Here is a 16669-nt window from a genome sequence, read left to right as displayed (position 1 = left end):
ATCTACTCTCCTTGTGATATATCGTATAAATATAAATCATTATTAATTGTATAAAAAGCAACTTTTTTAAAATCTCTACTCACTGTAAAATTAGCTGCTCCTTTAAACTCTTGAAATATTTTCATATCTTTTTTATCAAAAACATAATAATTTGAATAATTTCTCCACATCATATATCTATCATTCAAATTATATACACCCCCCGTAGATAACATACATTTTCCCCCACCACAATCAGAAAAAATCTTTTTTTCATTTGTAACTAAATTTATAATTCCTAAATATTCTTTGGGTTTATTAACACTAAAAACTAAAGTATCTTTATCTATAAATGCTTCTGCTCTTCCATTTATAGGAAATGGAGCATCAAAACTATGAATAGCTTTATCATTTTTTAAATCATATACTACATATTTTTTATTTGTTTTATATCTTTTACTATCCATAATAATTTTTTCAAAAAGCACATATTGTCCATCTTCACTTATAATTTCTACATTAAATTCTGTATCTAGTCTATTATCTGCAGTAATAATCTTTTTTGGTTTAAAACTATCTTTATCAAGTACAGCAATACCAGACCCAAATCCTTTTTCATCTTTATATTTATAATCTATAAAATTACTTTTTAGTAAGTCAATTCTAAAATAAACACTTTTATTTACAGAACAATCAGCTTCTATACCATCTTCTACATTGTTTAAATTTTTTGGTATTAATTCTCTACAGTTATAACTATAATAAGGAGATAACTCTCCTGTATCTAAGTCTAATATAGTAAACTTATCATATATTGCCCATAATCTAAAACTTTCTTGACATTTTTCTTTATTACTTTTACATATGTCTTTAGGGCTACCATTTTCATAAACATCTCTTAAATACAGTTTTTCACCATCATCTGAAAAAGTAAATCTTATAGAATATATATATCTATTGTTATCAAGTTTCATATCTTTTTTTACTTTTCCACTTTTTAAATCCATAACGATAAAGCGGTCAGTATGATGTGTTTGATAGTAAGTATCTAATAATGACATAACTAATTCATCTTTATTTGTTGGAGAAAACTTCATTTTAGATATATATGATTTTGTAGGTAAACTAATAGTTTTATCATAAACTAATACTTGTTTTTCTGAATATGTTTCTTTTAATTCATATTGTGGTAACTTTATAGCACTACACCCACTAAAAGTAAATAATATTAGAAGTGGTAAAAACACTCTAATATAAGATTTTAATTCCCTAAAAGCTTTCATTTTATTTTCTATTTCCTTGTATGATTTCAATATTTCAAGCCCTATTTAAAACTGGTATTAGAATTTTTAAATATCTGATACCAATTATTGTTTTGTATGTTATAACTTTATTTCTTAAAGTTTAATTATTTTTATGATACTTTTTTAAATATTTTATTATTACTATAACTTATATTATTTACAGGATTATTCTCTTTTAGAAGATTATCTACATAATCTTTTTGAGATACAAAGTTATACTCTTCTAGGAACTCTTTTAAAGCTTTTTCTTTTTGTGTTTCATCTTGGATATTTTGAATAGTTTGGAACAGAGTATTTATCTCTTGAAGTTTACTTGTATCACTTATAAGATTTCCATTCTTATCTACTAACACTACAGTTTCATTTTTATATTTACTATAATCACTTGCTAGTGAAATATTCTCATACAGTTCTTCTAAATCCCCTCTTCCTTTTCTAGCGTATATATCTTCTTCTTGGAACTTCTCATTTGTTCTATTCAATGCTCTTAATATATATTCATCACCATTTTCTACATTGATAAATGGTATTCTATCTACTAGCAGGTGAGACAATATATCATTGACTTCATCAAAGCTTCCACTTTTTCCATTGATAGTTACTGTTTTACTTCTTTGATTTACTTGTATATCTGGAAGCATACTAGCATCTACTAGTTGTCCTCCTGGGAGCTTAAACATATTTTCAAGGTGATTTGCAAAAGCTTTACCTATATCTATCATAGCTTGTTTATTTCCACCATCACTTGAACCACTTGAGATTAGGTTATAGCTTTCATCTTCTTCATCAAATTCATATTTTGCATGGGCTTTTGGTGGTGGTGGAGATTTCTTTCCAAACAATCCTCCTACTATTCCTCCTATTACATTTCCTACAAATGCTCCTATAAAAGTACCAATGATTGGTAATATAATTGTTCCAATTACAGCTCCAATTGTAGAGCCAATACTTGCTCCTAAAGCTTCATCTTTTGTATCCCAATCCATTATTTTATTTGCTAAAGCATTTCCTACATATCCTGCAACTGCTGAACCAAGTCCTGCATAAAAAGCATCTAATGCACTACCACTAGTCGCTCCTGCTGTTGAACCTATTGTTGATGAACTTGAAGAAGCTGTAGAAGAAGCCGTATAAGAAGCAAAAAGTTCTGACACAGCTTGTGAACCATAATAACCAAGTGTATAGCTTACCGTGAAATCAGCTAACCCACCTACAAATGTTCCATCCATCCCTAGAATATCTGCTAAAGTATCATTTTTTGCAAAAAAAGATGAAATAGCAAAAGATACGACTGCTCCTTGAAGTGTATTTTTAAAATCTGTTCCTATATCATCAAATGCACCTGTACCATTTGCATTTTTACTATCCCAAAATAGATATTCACCTACATTTTGTCCTACAACTGTTGTTGAAGTTGAAATAGCTAGTTTTTCTATATTTGAATAATCATTATTTGCTATGATTATACTTCCTATACTTCCACCTATACTACTTCCTAGTTTTGTTGATAAAGCATCCCCTTCTTTTGCCTCTAAAAAAAATCTTTGTTGCATATCAGAAGTAACATGTCCTTTAAAATTTCCATTTTTATCTATATAATCTGCAACATCATAATTCCCTTTACCTTGCAATACTTCTCCTAATATTTTCATAGTATCAGGAGAATATTGAACATACTTAATTACTTCATCTAGGTTTATATCTTCACTATTACCAAATTTTTCTAAAACTTCTCTGGCTTGGGCATCTAGCAATACTTGAGTTTTACTTTTTTCTTGATTACTAACATATAACATACTATCTTTATATGTTTCTTCTAATCCATTCGTATCTAATGTTTTATCTTTATTTACAAATTCTTTTACAGTATTATCACTTATATCAAAATCATTTTGTAAAATCTCACCATTACTACTTATTTTTACTACTTTTATATTTCCTTTATCATCTGAAGGAATATAATATGTAAGACTTCCATCATGTCCTTCATATACTTTTACATTTCCATGTCCACCTTGTATATTATCAACATCTTTTGGAACTTTTACTTCAAATCCCACTGGTAGTTTTTTTGCTTGTTCTTCTGTTAATCCATTGTATTGTAGTAACTCTTTTGTTGTATATTTTGTACCTACTGCTATATGTGAGATTGTTTGTCCTGATTGAAGATAAGAAATTCCATCTTTTATAATTATTGCTGATAAACTATTATTATTTTTTGTATCTACACTATATACAGTTTTTTCGTTTGTTGTTTCATCAATTTTTTCAAATGTTACTATATCTGTATTTTTATCATAGTTTAATTTACCAACTAAAGTATCTTTTTCATCAAAAGATTTTATTTCTATTTTTTGATGATATCTTATATATTCTGGAAAAACTTTTAATATGTAGTTAGGGTCTTCATTATATAATTTTATTAAAAACTCTTCTTTAGTTATAGTTCCTTCTATTTTTCCTGTACTAAAAGATATATTTTCTCTTCCCGTTTCAATTATTGATTTAGTTATGTCTATTAAATATCCACTAGAGACTCCTCCTACAACTGCTCCTATAGGACCACCTATCAGTCCTCCCAAAAAAGCACCAGCAGAAGAACTTCCATATGATACAAGTTGTGTACCTATTATATCAATATAATCTTTTTGAGGATTAAGATTAGCATCAAATACCCCAGTAACAACACCATTTACAACGCTAAAAATTAAATTTACACTTGGTAATTTCCCAAAACTTTCAGCCATTTGCCCTGAAAATGTCATATAACCACTAAAAGTATTTAATGCTATTGTACTACTAGATTCTGTATTATTGTTTGTTAAAAAAACTATTCTATCATTTTCAACTTCTAAAGTTAATTGACTTTTATAATTTTCTATCTTATTAATATCATTACCAGCCATATTCGTCTCCCTTTAATACTTTCTTTTCTATTAAAATATCTTTCATTTTCTCTATATTTGCTTCTTTTGTAAGAAATAAATCAACTCCAAAACAACATAATCTTTTAAAAAAATTATGTTTTTTATTTTTAAAAACAAAAGACTTAATTACAAGACCTCTTTTAGCAATTACTACTTTTAAATTTTTATATTTAATTTTATTAAAATAAATTTTTCCAAATACTTTCCACTCTTTAATAACACAATAATTTATAAAAATTACTCTTTTAAAGAACCAAATATCAAGAAGTTTATATATAAAAATAACAATAAAAAATATCCCAAATAAAAATGACATAATTTGTTTAGTAAAAAATATCAAATAAAATCCTAGAAATATTGCAAACATACAAATTAACATTCCAACAACTAATCCTTCTGAACTTATCTTTAATTCTAATAAAATATTTTTATCTTTCATTTCAATCCATTTCCTTATATAAAATCCTACTTTGAAACCAATTATCACTTTAATATAAAACTTCCCTTATTGTGGAAATTTCATAACTTTTTCTAAATCTTTTATAACTTCTTTAAAAAACTTCTCCACATCTTTTTTATCTCTATTTGGGTCTTGATTTAGTCTATATGCTATGCCTACAGCAAAAGTGTCTAACTCTGAGTAACTATTATAAAAACTATCTAAATAAAACCTATATCTATAAATAATATTTTTATCATCTAAAGATTTAAAATCTATTTTATTTCCTACAGTCCAGTTTTTAGATACTTCTTCCATATCATACAAGATAATATCTACAAACATACTAGAAGGTAAACAGTCATTAGAAAAATTCATACTCTCATAATCTATTGGTTTTACTACAAGTAGTTTTTTTATTGGTTTATCTATTTTTGAGATTTTTACATTTTTATCTTTTAGTAGTTCTTCTAACTTATCTATATTTGTAAGTTCATCAAAATAGTTTTTAGCTTGTTGCTTACATATCCCACCATTTGCAAATTTACCATTATATTCGATAACTGTTTCATTTTCTCTACCTTTTTGCCCTACAACAGCTACTTCATCTAAGATTCTGTAACTTTCCTTTTTTGAAATATTATTTTTAGAAGAACAACTACTAAAAATTGCTGTTATAAATAGTAAGCTTATAAATATTTTTTTATACATTTTATATCTTTATTATTTATTTGTTGTTATTAATTTTTTATTTTCATCGTTTAAAAATTCATTGAACTTTTGTAAAAATTTAGCAAAATTTAGTCTTATAGCACCTGCATAAGCCAATATTACCCTAGTAGTTCCAAGCTTAGAAGATAAGCTTACAGTATCATCTTCTGCATACCCTGTTTTTTCTAAACTATCATATTTGAAGTCTTGATTTGTTTGATTCTCATATCTACCAGTAAATGCAGAATACATAACATCTTTAAATGTTAATTCAAACTCAGCTACATAATTAGAAGATATATTTATCGTTTCCATAAATTGATTTTCTCTATAAATTTTATAGATTCCATCAACACCTACTTCTGAATCTCCCAATACTTTTTTATTTTCAAAATTCATATCTATATCAACTTTATAAATTTTTGAATTTATAGGATTGTTGTTATAAAACTTATTTATATTACTTAATAGATGAGTTTTAATCTCTTCTTCATCAATAAGAGCAATATGCATATACTTATTATTTAAAGCATCACCTGTTAATTTCACATTTGACACTTCGACATTTATATCTTTTTGTTTTATATCGTGAACTGTATCATTGTGTAAAGCAAAGTTTTTTGGTGGTACTTTACTTGCACACCCACTAAATATAGCTATTATAAATAGCAAACTTAAAACCATTTTTTTATACATCTTTTTTCCTTATATATTTTAATGAAACCAATTATTAGTTGCATAACAAAATTGTATCAAAAAATTGTCACATTGCTGTCACATTTTTATAATATTTGAAATTTATATTATTTTTAGAAGAAAATAGCTTTATATATAGAGTTTTATTAATTATAATTTATACCATTTAAGGCATAATTAGAACAATTAAACTAAAATAATTGAGTTACTTTGAAAAAAATTTTATTCATATTTATGATATTTTTATCTTATTTATTTTCAAACTCTATTGATGTAAATCAGTCTTCAAATAAAGAGATTTTAGCTTATTCTGAGATATTCATTGACTATTCAAAAGAATTAACTATTAATGAAATATTAAATAATCAAGTTAATTTTTCTGAAATTAAAACATCTATTAAAAGATTTGGTTATTCTCCTGATTTTAAAGTATGGATTAAATTTACATTACAAAATACGAAAGATGAAAATATTTCAAAGATTTTAGAATTTGATGACTCTTTGGTAACAGATATTATTTTATATGAAAATAACACTTTTATAGACAAAGAAGGATTATTAAATACAAATATAGAAAGGAAAACCATAAATCCTATATTTTCTATAAATTTAAATAAATATGAAACAAAAACTTACTATATAGAAGCCTCATCAAAAAAAACCTCTTTAACATTAGAGTTAGGACTTTATTCTTTTGATGATTTTTATACAGAAGAGATAATCCATCAAATAATTTTAAGTCTATTTTTTGGAGCAATGATAGTATTGGCGTTATACAATTTATCTATATATTTTATGATAAAGGACATAAGTTATTTTTATTATGTTGGATATATAGTAACTTTAGTATTTCATCACTTACTTTATGTTGGATTTGCAAATTTATATATTTTCAATTCATCTTTTATGGAACATATAGTTAATTATGCAGCAATTTTTATAGCTTTACCTGTTTTGTTTTTATCACTTTTCTCAAAGTCATTTCTTCAAACATCTCAATATTATAAAATAAATTTAACCTTGAATATTTTCATAGGATTATTGCTTCTATCAGTTATATTTTTTATCTTCACTAATTACTTTGAGAAATATAGAAATGTTATTCCAATATCAGTTATGATTTATCTATTTTTTATAACTTTGTACTCTGTAATCAAAAAAAATAGCCAAGCAAAATTAATATTATTTGGTTGGGCTGCCATCCTTTTTGGTGGATTGATTATGTACCTATCAAGTGCAGGGATAATAAATGTTGATTTATCGTCATATTATGTTGTTGAAATCTCTTTCGTATTGGAAGCTTTAGTATTTTCTGTTGCTCTTGCAAATAGAATAAAAAAATTACAAGATGAAAAAGACAAAATACAAATCAAATTAATTGCTGAACAAAAAGACATCCAAATCAAACTAAATAATCTTGTTAGTACAAAGACTAATAATCTACAAATTGCTCTTGAAGAAAAAGAGATATTATTAAAAGAATTAAATCATAGAGTTAAAAATAATATGCAAACAATAATTTCTTTGATTAGACTGCAAAATGACGAAATAAATGATTCAAAAATAAATAGACTTTTAACAACTATTCAAAATAGAATCAGTGCTATGAGTCATCTACATGAGCTTCTTTATCAAAAAGATACTATTACATTTATAGATGCAAATGAATACTTTGAAAGGATTATTTTTGAAATACAACAAAGTTTTGAAAATAATATTGAAGTCGAATACAATATAAATTGTACTTTAAGTTCAGAATCTGCTATTTATTGTGGATTAGTAGTAAATGAACTATTAACTAATAGTTTTAAACATGCATTCAATAAGGATGAAACAGGAATAATATCAATAAGTTTTTTCAAAAAAGATGAAGAATATTATCTTATTTATAGTGATAATGGAAAAGGATATGACCCAACTATCAAAAAAAGTTCATTGGGATTAATACTAATTGAAACGCTGACAAAAAAACAATTAAAAGCACAATTAAACATAATTAGCAATGATGGTGTAAAAGTAGAAATTACGTGGAAAGACTAATTTTGTGACAAAAATGTGATTATATTACTGTAATATACCTATAAAAAATTGGGAAATTTAAAATATGACAAAAATATTGATTGTTGAAGATGAAACTATTGTTGCACTTGATACAAAAAGCACTTTAATTAAATTAGGTTATGAAATAACTGATATTGTGACTAATTATGATGAAGCAATATCTTCTTTTTTAAGCAATAAACCTGATATTGTATTAATGGATATTTTTCTAAAAAATAGTCTTAGTGGTATAGAAATTTCAAAAAAAATAAATGAAATAAAAGCTACTCCTATTATATTTATGAGTGCTTATTGTGATGATGAAACATTGTCACAAGCTGCTAAAATTGAACCTTTTGGTTATTTAGTAAAACCTTTTAATCGTAATGATTTAAAAAGTACTATGAATATAGTTGTATATAAACTACAAAAAAAACATATCAATCATAATTTAGTTGATGGAAAATTTAAAATCTCTGATGGTTACTATTATAGTTTGGATGGTTATCTAAAAATATTCTATGAAAATCAAGAAATTGAATTAACAAAAAATGAAAGATTATTTTTAGAAGTTCTTATAAAAGCAAAAGGAGAACTTGTTACATTTTCGGATATTGAGCATTTTATATGGTCTAATAAAACAGTATCAAGTAGTACTTTAAGAACTCTTATATATAGACTTAGAAGTAAATTAAATCATAAATTAATTGAAACTATCAGTTCTTTAGGATGTAAAATAAAGATATAATGATTTTTTTAAAATATAAAATTTATTTCATAGCAGACAATATCTTATATTCTTCCAAAGCAAAATCATCAGTCATCCCACTAATATAGTCAATTATCAGTCTAACTCTATAATAATATTCTAAAATATTGAACTCTTCAATATTATCAATATTAAGTTTTTCAACATCATTTTTATAAGCTACTATTTGTTTAGAAGACACTCTTTTTATCAATCTTTTTGATATAAAACAATCTATTTTTTCATCTCTTAAAAGTTTTGAAAAATCTTCATTTTTTAACTCTAAAAGTGGTTTATACATATCAAACAACGAGTTTATAATTGTATAAGCTTGAAGTTCCAAAGTTTGAACTTCTTTATTTTGATAGATATATTTTATTGAAATATCTTGTAAAACTTTCAAAGCTTTATAATATTTACTTTGTTTATCATACTCCAAAAGTGCGTGATTGAAACTTCCTTCAAAAATAGCTTGATGATTTTGTACAAATACACTTGAAACATGTCTTACAAAACTAGTAACCAATCCAACTCTTAAGAATGTAAAAAACATATTAAATTGATATGGTTCATCATCTTTTTTTGCTTTTTCATACTGTTTATCTATTATATCTTGTAAAAACTCTTCATTTTGTTTTTGACACTCTGTTTTGATGATATTATAAACTTCATCTAAAGATAAAATTCCTTTTTCAACACTATCTTCTAAATCAGCTGTTAAATATGAAATATCATCGGCTGATTCCATAATATAAGTTATTGGAAATCTATGTCCTACTTCTATTTTTAGTCTATCTTGTATTTTTTCAACTAACTCTTTTTCACTATAATAAAATCCTGGTTTTTTCTTCAAATATGATAAATTATCTTCTTTTAAAGGTTTTTCTTCAAAAGCACCTCTTGTATATTTTAAAACAGCAATTATTTGAAAATACGAAAGATTTAATCTTTGCAGTTTTGTGATAATCCTTATAGCTTGAGCATTTCCATCATAGTTACAAATATCTTTAGATATTAATTTTTTCAATTCTTTAACTTCTTGTGTTGTTGATTCAAGTCTATCTAAAATTGGTAAAATATTTATCTTTATCCATTTATTTATAGTCTCTTCTGCAAAATGCCCAAAAGGTGGATTTCCTATATCATGAATCAAACTTGTCATTTCAGAAGTTGAAATAAAAGCATTTTCTAAGCCATCTAAACCATAAGTTTGTAGTTCTTCTTTTTTCAACTCATCTAAAATGGTTCTGGCAATATATCTTGCATTTTGTCCAACTTCAAGTGAGTGTGTAAGTCTTGAACGAATAGAAGCATTTAATTCCAAAGCAAAAACCTGAGTTCTTTTTTGAAGTCTTCTAAAAGCTGATGAAGATAAAATCCTTCCTCTATCACTTTCAACTGTTATTTCTATATCTTTTGATGGATAAAACTCTCTATCTAAAGTAAATTTTTCTTTATAATTTATCATATATCATCTCTTTTATATAAAAGTTTATTCTAATATCTTATCAAAAATATCTACTATACTTTCATCTATTTTGCCATTTTTAGCTTCATTTTTCATAATTTCTATTGTTTCTTTATGAGGAAAACTATCTCTATAAGCTTTTTTCTCTCTTAAAGCACTATAAATCACCAAAGAAATAAGCAATCTATTTTTAAAACTCAAATCTTTTGCACTTAAACCAAAAGTTCCACTACCATCAAGTCTTTCTTGAACTTTAAAACTAAGATTACAAATATCAGCAAATCCCATAATAGAGTTTAATAGTCTTTTTGTGTGATATGGATATGATTTTATTATCTCTTTTTCTTCATAAGTTAAAGGCTCAATTTTCTCCAAAATCTCTTTTGGAATATATAATTTTCCTATATTTTGTAGCGATGTTGCTATTAAAAAAACTTGTTTATCTTTATGTTCAAATTCTAAATAATCTGTGAGTATTGAAGCATATTTTAGTATCTGAGAGTTTGGATTTTGGAATTTGTGAAACAGTGTTGTCATATTTAAAATATCTTCAAAATCTAAAACTTTTGTAAAATCACTCAAATTTGAATAAATAAACATCACTATTTCACTTTCATTTTCTAAATCAAGCCAAAATGAAAGTTTATTTGAAATTTTGCAAAATTTTTCTATCAAATCTTTACTATAAATATCATCACAGTTTTTTACAAACTCTACACATTCAACTCTTTGTTTTATACTGTTTTTATGGAAATCAAATTTTTTACAAATATCATTTGAAAGTTTTACAATATCTTGAAAAACTTTATCTTCTAAATATACTTTATCTATAAAATCAAATTTTTCTATATCATCTTTTGAAAGATTTGATACCAATGAATATGAACATAAATCAGCTAGTTTTTTAGCTTCTAAACTGTATTCTAAAGCTAAATTCAAAGCTATATACGAAGTTTTTTTGCTATCCAATATTTCACTAAAAGCTAGTAGAAAATTGTTTAAATTAAATACCATTTGTCTTTTCTTATCCATTTTATCCTCATTTCAAATTACTTATATAAAAGAGATATTATAATATAATTTTTAATTATACTAAAGGAGAATTTTATGTTGAAAAAAGTTGCTTTTTCACTAATTCTTTGCTCTTTTGCTTTTGGGTTTGATTATAACTTAAAACCGCAAAAAGTGAGTGAAGATATCTGGTGTTTTTTTGGAAAAACTGAAGTTCCATCAAAAGAAAATGGTGGATTTATGGCAAATTCTTGCTATATAAATGCAAAAGATAGCTATGTTTTAATCGATAGTGGTACAAGCTACAATTTTGCAAAACAAGCCTATGAAGCTATGCAACAAATAGCAAAATTACCTGTTAGCAATATAATAATCACTCATGAACATGATGACCATTGGATGGGAAATAGTTTTTATAAAGATAAATTTAATAGCACAATTTATGCTCCAAAATCAATAAATGAGAACTATGATGAAAAATCTCGTCCTAGAATTTTTGATATTTTAGATGAAAAAGATTTGGAAAATACAAAGATTATAAAAGCAGATATTTTAGTAAGTGATGAAAAAACAGTAAAAATAGGAAATAAAGAGATAAAAATCATACCAACAAAACTAACTGCTCATACAAATGATGATTTATTAGTTTATCTACCAAATGAAAAACTAATATTTACTGGTGATATAATTATGAATGAAAGAATTACATCAAATAGAGATGGTTCTGTAATAGGCACTTTAAAAACTATTGATTTTATAGAAAATCTTGATTGGAATATTTTGATAGCGGGACACGGACATATAACAGATAAAACGGTACTAGAACATACAAAAAAATATTTTACTCTTTTAAAAACAAGAGTTTTAGAAGCTATCGATGCTGGAGTAACAGCACAAGAGATTGCAAAAGTTGTAACAATGGATGATTTTAAAGATATTGCTATGTTTGATGAACTAAATAGTCGAAATGTTTTTGATGCTTTTACAGAGCTAGAATTTTATGATGAAGAATAAAGAAGAGTAGAAAATTCTACTCTTCAACTAGTTCAACTATAGCATTTTTAGATTCGCTTGTCATATCCAAATCAAGATGGACACCATCTTTAACCTCAACTAAATTTACATCTAAGCCTTTTGATTTTGCCAAATTGTAAAAATCTATTGTCATTTGTGGAGTTGAAATATCATCTGCTGTTCCATAAACCAAAACTATTTTAATATTTTTTGAAATATTATCTATCACATCAATAGCTGAAATAAGATTTTTATCATCACTTCTTTGATGAATATCGTAAATTCCACCAACACACACTAAATTATCAACTAAATCTGGCTTTAATCCAAGAAGTGTTGAACTCATCAAACACCCTGCACTATGACCTATTAAATTTATTTTTGAAGCAATATATTTTTCTTTTAAAGCTTCTACCAAACTAGCTAAAAAACCTATATATTCTTTTGTAGCAGCCAAATTTTTAACTTTTTTATTTCCAATAGAAAGAAGCTTATTTGATGAGCTTTGTGAGTATCCTGGAAGTGCAATAGCAATAGTAGAAATATCACTCATCATTGTTATATCTTCTGCAAAAGGCGAATATCTAGCTAAAGTATCACTTCCTTCATCCCATGTTCCATGAATAATAATATTTAAAGAATCTCCATCTGCATCAAATTTTTTATAATTTATACACTCATTTTGTACAAATATAAATCCTTCACCTTTTTTACTGCAATCATCTTTTGTAATATTTGCTAAAAGTGAACTAGCAAAAAATAGTGATAAAACTAAAAATTTCTTAAACATTTTCTCTCCTTTTATTTAATTAATACGCTGTAATACCTATATATCCATCAACTTGCCGTTCTATAACTTCTACAATTCCAGCTTGTACAAAACTCATACCATCAATAAAATCTTCGTCTTTCCAACCCATACTATCCATAGTGTTTCTACATCCTATGAACTCCACATCATATTCCATTAATGATTTTATTCTGTCTAGTGTTGTTTTATCATAGTCATTTTTAAATACTCTCATACCTTTTCCATAAGCAACAACAACTATTTTTAAACTTTCTGCTGGATACTCTTTTAAAATATTATACATAGAACCAACTGTTGCTTTTACAGTATCCAAATCATTTACATATAAAGAGTAAACAACTTTTCGTGGGTTTTCAAAGCTTGGTTGTGGATTACTAAAAGTACTTGCTCCAAATGAATAAATAGCAAATATACAAATCATTAGTAGTTTCTTCATATCTTATCCTTTTAAATAAATTTTAGTATCTTTTGATACAACACCACTTTTTAAAATTCTACAATAAACTCCCCTATGTCCTTTTAATAATTTTGGTAAGTTTTCATCAAAAATACTTAAATGATTACAAACGGTACAAATTTGAGTAATTTCTATGATACTATTTTCTATTTGTAAATTAACGCCAACTTCAAAATCATGTGGGTCAAAATCTAATAAAATATTTTCTCCCAAACTTCCAAACTTTAAATCAATTCCATAATCTTTTGCTATTTGATAAGATTTTAATCCTACAATCATAACTGTTTGGTCAAGATTTTTCAAAGCAAATTTATCAAACTCTATTCCATAATCTTTGATTAAATTCAATTTTTCAACTTTTGGTCGTGGCAAAGAAGTAGTACAAGTTGTTTTAGCACTAAAAACTTCTAAAACTTGTCCTATTTCTAACACTATTTATTCTCTTGCAAAATTTTAGTAAAATCTTCTAATGTCCATGAACCAACATATTGTTTTAAAAAAGTTGCATTTTTATCTACAAAAAAGAAACTAGGAGTTATTTTTTTATACTCTTTTTGTAAATTAAATGGTAAAGAAGTATTATCCATATCAACTTCTATAAAAATATAGTTTTTATCAAGCAAAGTTTTAACTTCATCTTTTGGAAACACTTCTTTATCCATTCTTTTACAGAAAAAACAAGTTTTTGAAGTAGCATAAACTATGATTCTTTTATTCTCTTTATTTGCAATTTTTAGATATTTTTCTTCATCTTCAAGTGATAAAAAAGGTTTTTTTTGAGTAATTTCTTCTTTAAAATTATCCTTATATTCTAAAAAATAGTAACTAAGATTTGTATAATCATCTTCGCTTAATTCACCTTTCATACTATCTTTATTGTCATAGTAACCTAAAACATTTTCATCACAAATTGAATTAAATCTATCTGGATTTTCCAAATAATCTTTTAAAAAATTTTCTATTTGTATTTGTTGAAAATCTGGTTCATTTGGATCTCCTATCTTTTTAGAACTATCCATCATAGCCCAAACTATCATATTTGCACTTGGAGCTTTTAAATTTAATAAGCTATTGTTTTTCTCAAAAAAATTCTCTTTGATAAGATTTAAAGATATATACTCTTTATGGCAAGTTGCACATTTTTGTACAAAAACCTCTCTACCATCTTCAAAAGATGAAAAAAGAGTTGAAATACTTAATAAAATCAAAAATAAAACTTTCATATTTTTATATAATCCCTGGATTCCCTTTAACTCCCACAATATCAGGAGTATCAACTTTTAAGTTACTTATATGTTTTACATTTTTCAAATATGTTTCAACAGTTTCCCAAACTGGTTCTCCTTCACTTTGTGAACCAACAGTTGACCAACCAGCAACTTTATAAGATTTAGAAGCATCTAGCTTTTCACCAGTTTTTGTTAATACAATTTCAGAAATCCTACTTCCAATTTTTGCTTTTGGATCTATTTTATATGAAATTCCACCTGTTCTTACCATATCTCCACCTTGTTGGTAAAATGGGTCTTCATTAAATAAGTTATCAGCAACATCTTCTAAAATATCTTTAATATCACTACCTTTAATATCCCTTGCATAAGTTTCAGGATATGTCATAGCTGTTTGAGTCATCAAATCATCAAAAGTTATAGTTTGACCAGCTATTACAGAAGTTCCCCATCTAAATCCAGGACTTAACGAAATTTGTGCTTCTTTAACTTCTAAAAGAGCATCACATATAATTTGATCCCAAGAACCATTGAAGTTTCCTCTTCTAAATAAAGTCTCTTCCGTTGTAGCTATTGGTCTTGTTAATTCTTTTATAAATGGTAATCTTACATCTTCAATATATTTTTTCATCTGTTTATCTTCAGGAACTAAATCAGAGAAAATAGGAAGAAGTGTAAATTTAAAATCTTTTATTTTTCCATTTTGAATATCTAAATCCAATACATTTAAGAATTTTCCATTACTTCCAGCATTACAAACATAAGTTAAACCATCTGCATTTTTAACTGGTACTGCTTCAGGAACACCATCGTGAGTATGCCCACCCATGATAAAATCTATTCCAGTAACAATTTCTGCCATTTTTTTATCTGTATCAAAACCATTATGAGATAAAACAATAACTGCATCTGGCTTTTCTTCTTCTCTTATTTCATTTACAAGATCTTGCATAGTATCATCATATATACCAAAACTCCAATCAGGAATAAATCTTTGTGGATTTGAAATAGTTGTATATGGAAAGGCTTGTCCGATAATAGCAACTCTTGCATTTCCCATTTTTTTAATAGTATATGGTTTAAATGCTAATCCACTATCTTCATCATATGCTTCAACTCCATTCATCAAAGAATCTTCTTTAACAAAGATATTTTGTGCTAAGAATTCTGCATTAAGCTCTTTTATATTTTCTAAAATTTCTTCAGCTTTGTATGTAAACTCCCAGTGTCCAACACAAACATCAACACCAAGCAAATTTAAAGCACCAACCATATCTTTTCCTCTAGTCCATAAAGATGTTGCACTTCCTTGCCAAGTATCTCCACCATCTAAAAATAGAGTTTTATCTTTTCCAAAACTATCTCTTAAAAAATCAACAACTGTTTTAATTTGAGCAAAACCACCAGTTCTTCCCATAACTTTTGCATGTTCTTCAAAATTTACACATGAATAAGCATATTCAAGTCTTTTATTACCTTTTATTCCATAATGTTCTAAAAATTTTTCTCCAACAATATGTGGAGTTTTTCCTAAATTTCCAAATAGACCTAAATTTACACTAGGTTCTCTAAAATATACAGGAAGTAATTGAGCGTGAGAATCTGTCATATGTAAAAATCTAGCATTTCCAAATGGTTTTAATTTATAATAATCTTCAAGTTTTTTTGAAGTTTCTATCATTCGAGTATGAGAATTTGCAAATACTGGTGCTGCACCTAAAACTGCCATCATATAAACAAATTCTCTTCTACTTAATTTACTCATTTTATATCCTTTCATTATAAATAAAAAAAGCCAAGATAAAATCTTGACTTTTTTAAATAGATACTTTTAA

15 protein-coding genes are annotated in these 16669 nt (G+C 25.9%); 3 read left to right on the top strand and 12 right to left on the bottom strand.

Annotation, left to right across the window (positions count from 1 at the left end; all coding sequences use genetic code 11):
- Window positions 1–2 precede the first annotated feature (2 nt).
- The 5 genes from ACNSOS_RS10120 to ACNSOS_RS10100 form a co-directional block, all read right to left on the bottom strand.
- Window positions 3–1262 (bottom strand): hypothetical protein, encoded by a 1260-nt coding sequence (locus ACNSOS_RS10120; RefSeq protein ID WP_418185190.1) that lies wholly within the window; start codon window positions 1260–1262, stop codon window positions 3–5.
- 131 nt (window positions 1263–1393) lie between these two features.
- Complete coding sequence (locus tag ACNSOS_RS10115; protein ID WP_418185189.1) at window positions 1394–4189, bottom strand: hypothetical protein; 2796 nt, start codon at window positions 4187–4189, stop codon at window positions 1394–1396.
- Window positions 4179–4649: a hypothetical protein gene (locus ACNSOS_RS10110; RefSeq protein WP_418185188.1), complete on the bottom strand. Its 471-nt coding sequence runs from the start codon at window positions 4647–4649 to the stop codon at window positions 4179–4181. Before ACNSOS_RS10110 ends, ACNSOS_RS10115 begins: the two co-directional genes overlap by 11 nt.
- Window positions 4650–4715: 66 nt before the next feature.
- A complete protein-coding gene (locus ACNSOS_RS10105; protein WP_418185187.1) occupies window positions 4716–5360 on the bottom strand; it encodes a hypothetical protein in 645 nt (214 codons plus the stop codon).
- A gap of 12 nt (window positions 5361–5372) precedes the next feature.
- Window positions 5373–6056, bottom strand: a complete 684-nt coding sequence (locus ACNSOS_RS10100) for a hypothetical protein (RefSeq protein WP_418185186.1) — start codon at window positions 6054–6056, stop codon at window positions 5373–5375.
- A 210-nt stretch (window positions 6057–6266) separates the two neighbouring features.
- On the opposite strand from ACNSOS_RS10100, the gene ACNSOS_RS10095 reads away from it, so the two are divergent.
- Both ACNSOS_RS10095 and ACNSOS_RS10090 read left to right on the top strand, forming a co-directional pair.
- Window positions 6267–8096, top strand: a complete 1830-nt coding sequence (locus ACNSOS_RS10095) for a 7TM diverse intracellular signaling domain-containing protein (RefSeq protein ID WP_418185185.1) — start codon at window positions 6267–6269, stop codon at window positions 8094–8096.
- Window positions 8097–8160: 64 nt separating this feature from the next.
- On the top strand, window positions 8161–8844 hold the full coding sequence (locus ACNSOS_RS10090; protein ID WP_418185184.1) for a response regulator: 684 nt from the start codon (window positions 8161–8163) through the stop codon (window positions 8842–8844).
- Window positions 8845–8866: 22 nt separating this feature from the next.
- Here the strand turns inward: ACNSOS_RS10090 and dgt are convergent, their stop codons facing one another.
- Complete coding sequence (dgt, locus tag ACNSOS_RS10085) at window positions 8867–10312, bottom strand: dGTPase (RefSeq protein WP_418185183.1); 1446 nt, start codon at window positions 10310–10312, stop codon at window positions 8867–8869.
- Between the two features lie 24 nt (window positions 10313–10336).
- Window positions 10337–11344 (bottom strand): HD-GYP domain-containing protein, encoded by a 1008-nt coding sequence (locus tag ACNSOS_RS10080; RefSeq protein WP_418185182.1) that lies wholly within the window; start codon window positions 11342–11344, stop codon window positions 10337–10339.
- Window positions 11345–11419: 75 nt separating this feature from the next.
- Between ACNSOS_RS10080 and ACNSOS_RS10075 the strand changes: the two genes are divergently transcribed.
- A complete protein-coding gene (locus tag ACNSOS_RS10075) occupies window positions 11420–12337 on the top strand; it encodes an MBL fold metallo-hydrolase (protein WP_418185181.1) in 918 nt (305 codons plus the stop codon).
- A gap of 16 nt (window positions 12338–12353) precedes the next feature.
- Here ACNSOS_RS10075 and ACNSOS_RS10070 read toward each other — a convergent pair whose 3' ends face one another.
- The 5 genes from ACNSOS_RS10070 to soxB are packed head-to-tail and all read right to left on the bottom strand — an operon-like array spanning window position 12354 to window position 16599.
- Window positions 12354–13127, bottom strand: a complete 774-nt coding sequence (locus ACNSOS_RS10070; RefSeq protein WP_418185180.1) for an alpha/beta hydrolase — start codon at window positions 13125–13127, stop codon at window positions 12354–12356.
- 19 nt (window positions 13128–13146) lie between these two features.
- Window positions 13147–13584 carry a DsrE family protein gene (locus ACNSOS_RS10065; protein WP_113908462.1) on the bottom strand — a complete coding sequence of 146 codons (438 nt, stop codon included), beginning with the start codon at window positions 13582–13584 and terminating at the stop codon, window positions 13147–13149.
- A gap of 3 nt (window positions 13585–13587) precedes the next feature.
- Complete coding sequence (locus ACNSOS_RS10060; protein WP_418185179.1) at window positions 13588–14037, bottom strand: MOSC domain-containing protein; 450 nt, start codon at window positions 14035–14037, stop codon at window positions 13588–13590.
- Window positions 14037–14828: a thioredoxin family protein gene (locus ACNSOS_RS10055; protein ID WP_418185178.1), complete on the bottom strand. Its 792-nt coding sequence runs from the start codon at window positions 14826–14828 to the stop codon at window positions 14037–14039. Before ACNSOS_RS10055 ends, ACNSOS_RS10060 begins: the two co-directional genes overlap by 1 nt.
- A gap of 4 nt (window positions 14829–14832) precedes the next feature.
- Entirely contained in the window at window positions 14833–16599 is a 1767-nt protein-coding gene (gene soxB / locus ACNSOS_RS10050) for a thiosulfohydrolase SoxB (protein ID WP_418185177.1), read from the bottom strand.
- Between the last annotated feature and the right edge of the window lie 70 nt (window positions 16600–16669).

The organism is Aliarcobacter vitoriensis (assembly GCF_048320235.1).
Lineage (GTDB): Bacteria > Campylobacterota > Campylobacteria > Campylobacterales > Arcobacteraceae > Aliarcobacter > Aliarcobacter vitoriensis.
Note: the sequence above shows the minus strand (reverse complement) of the source record. Positions and strands in the feature narration are given on the sequence as shown.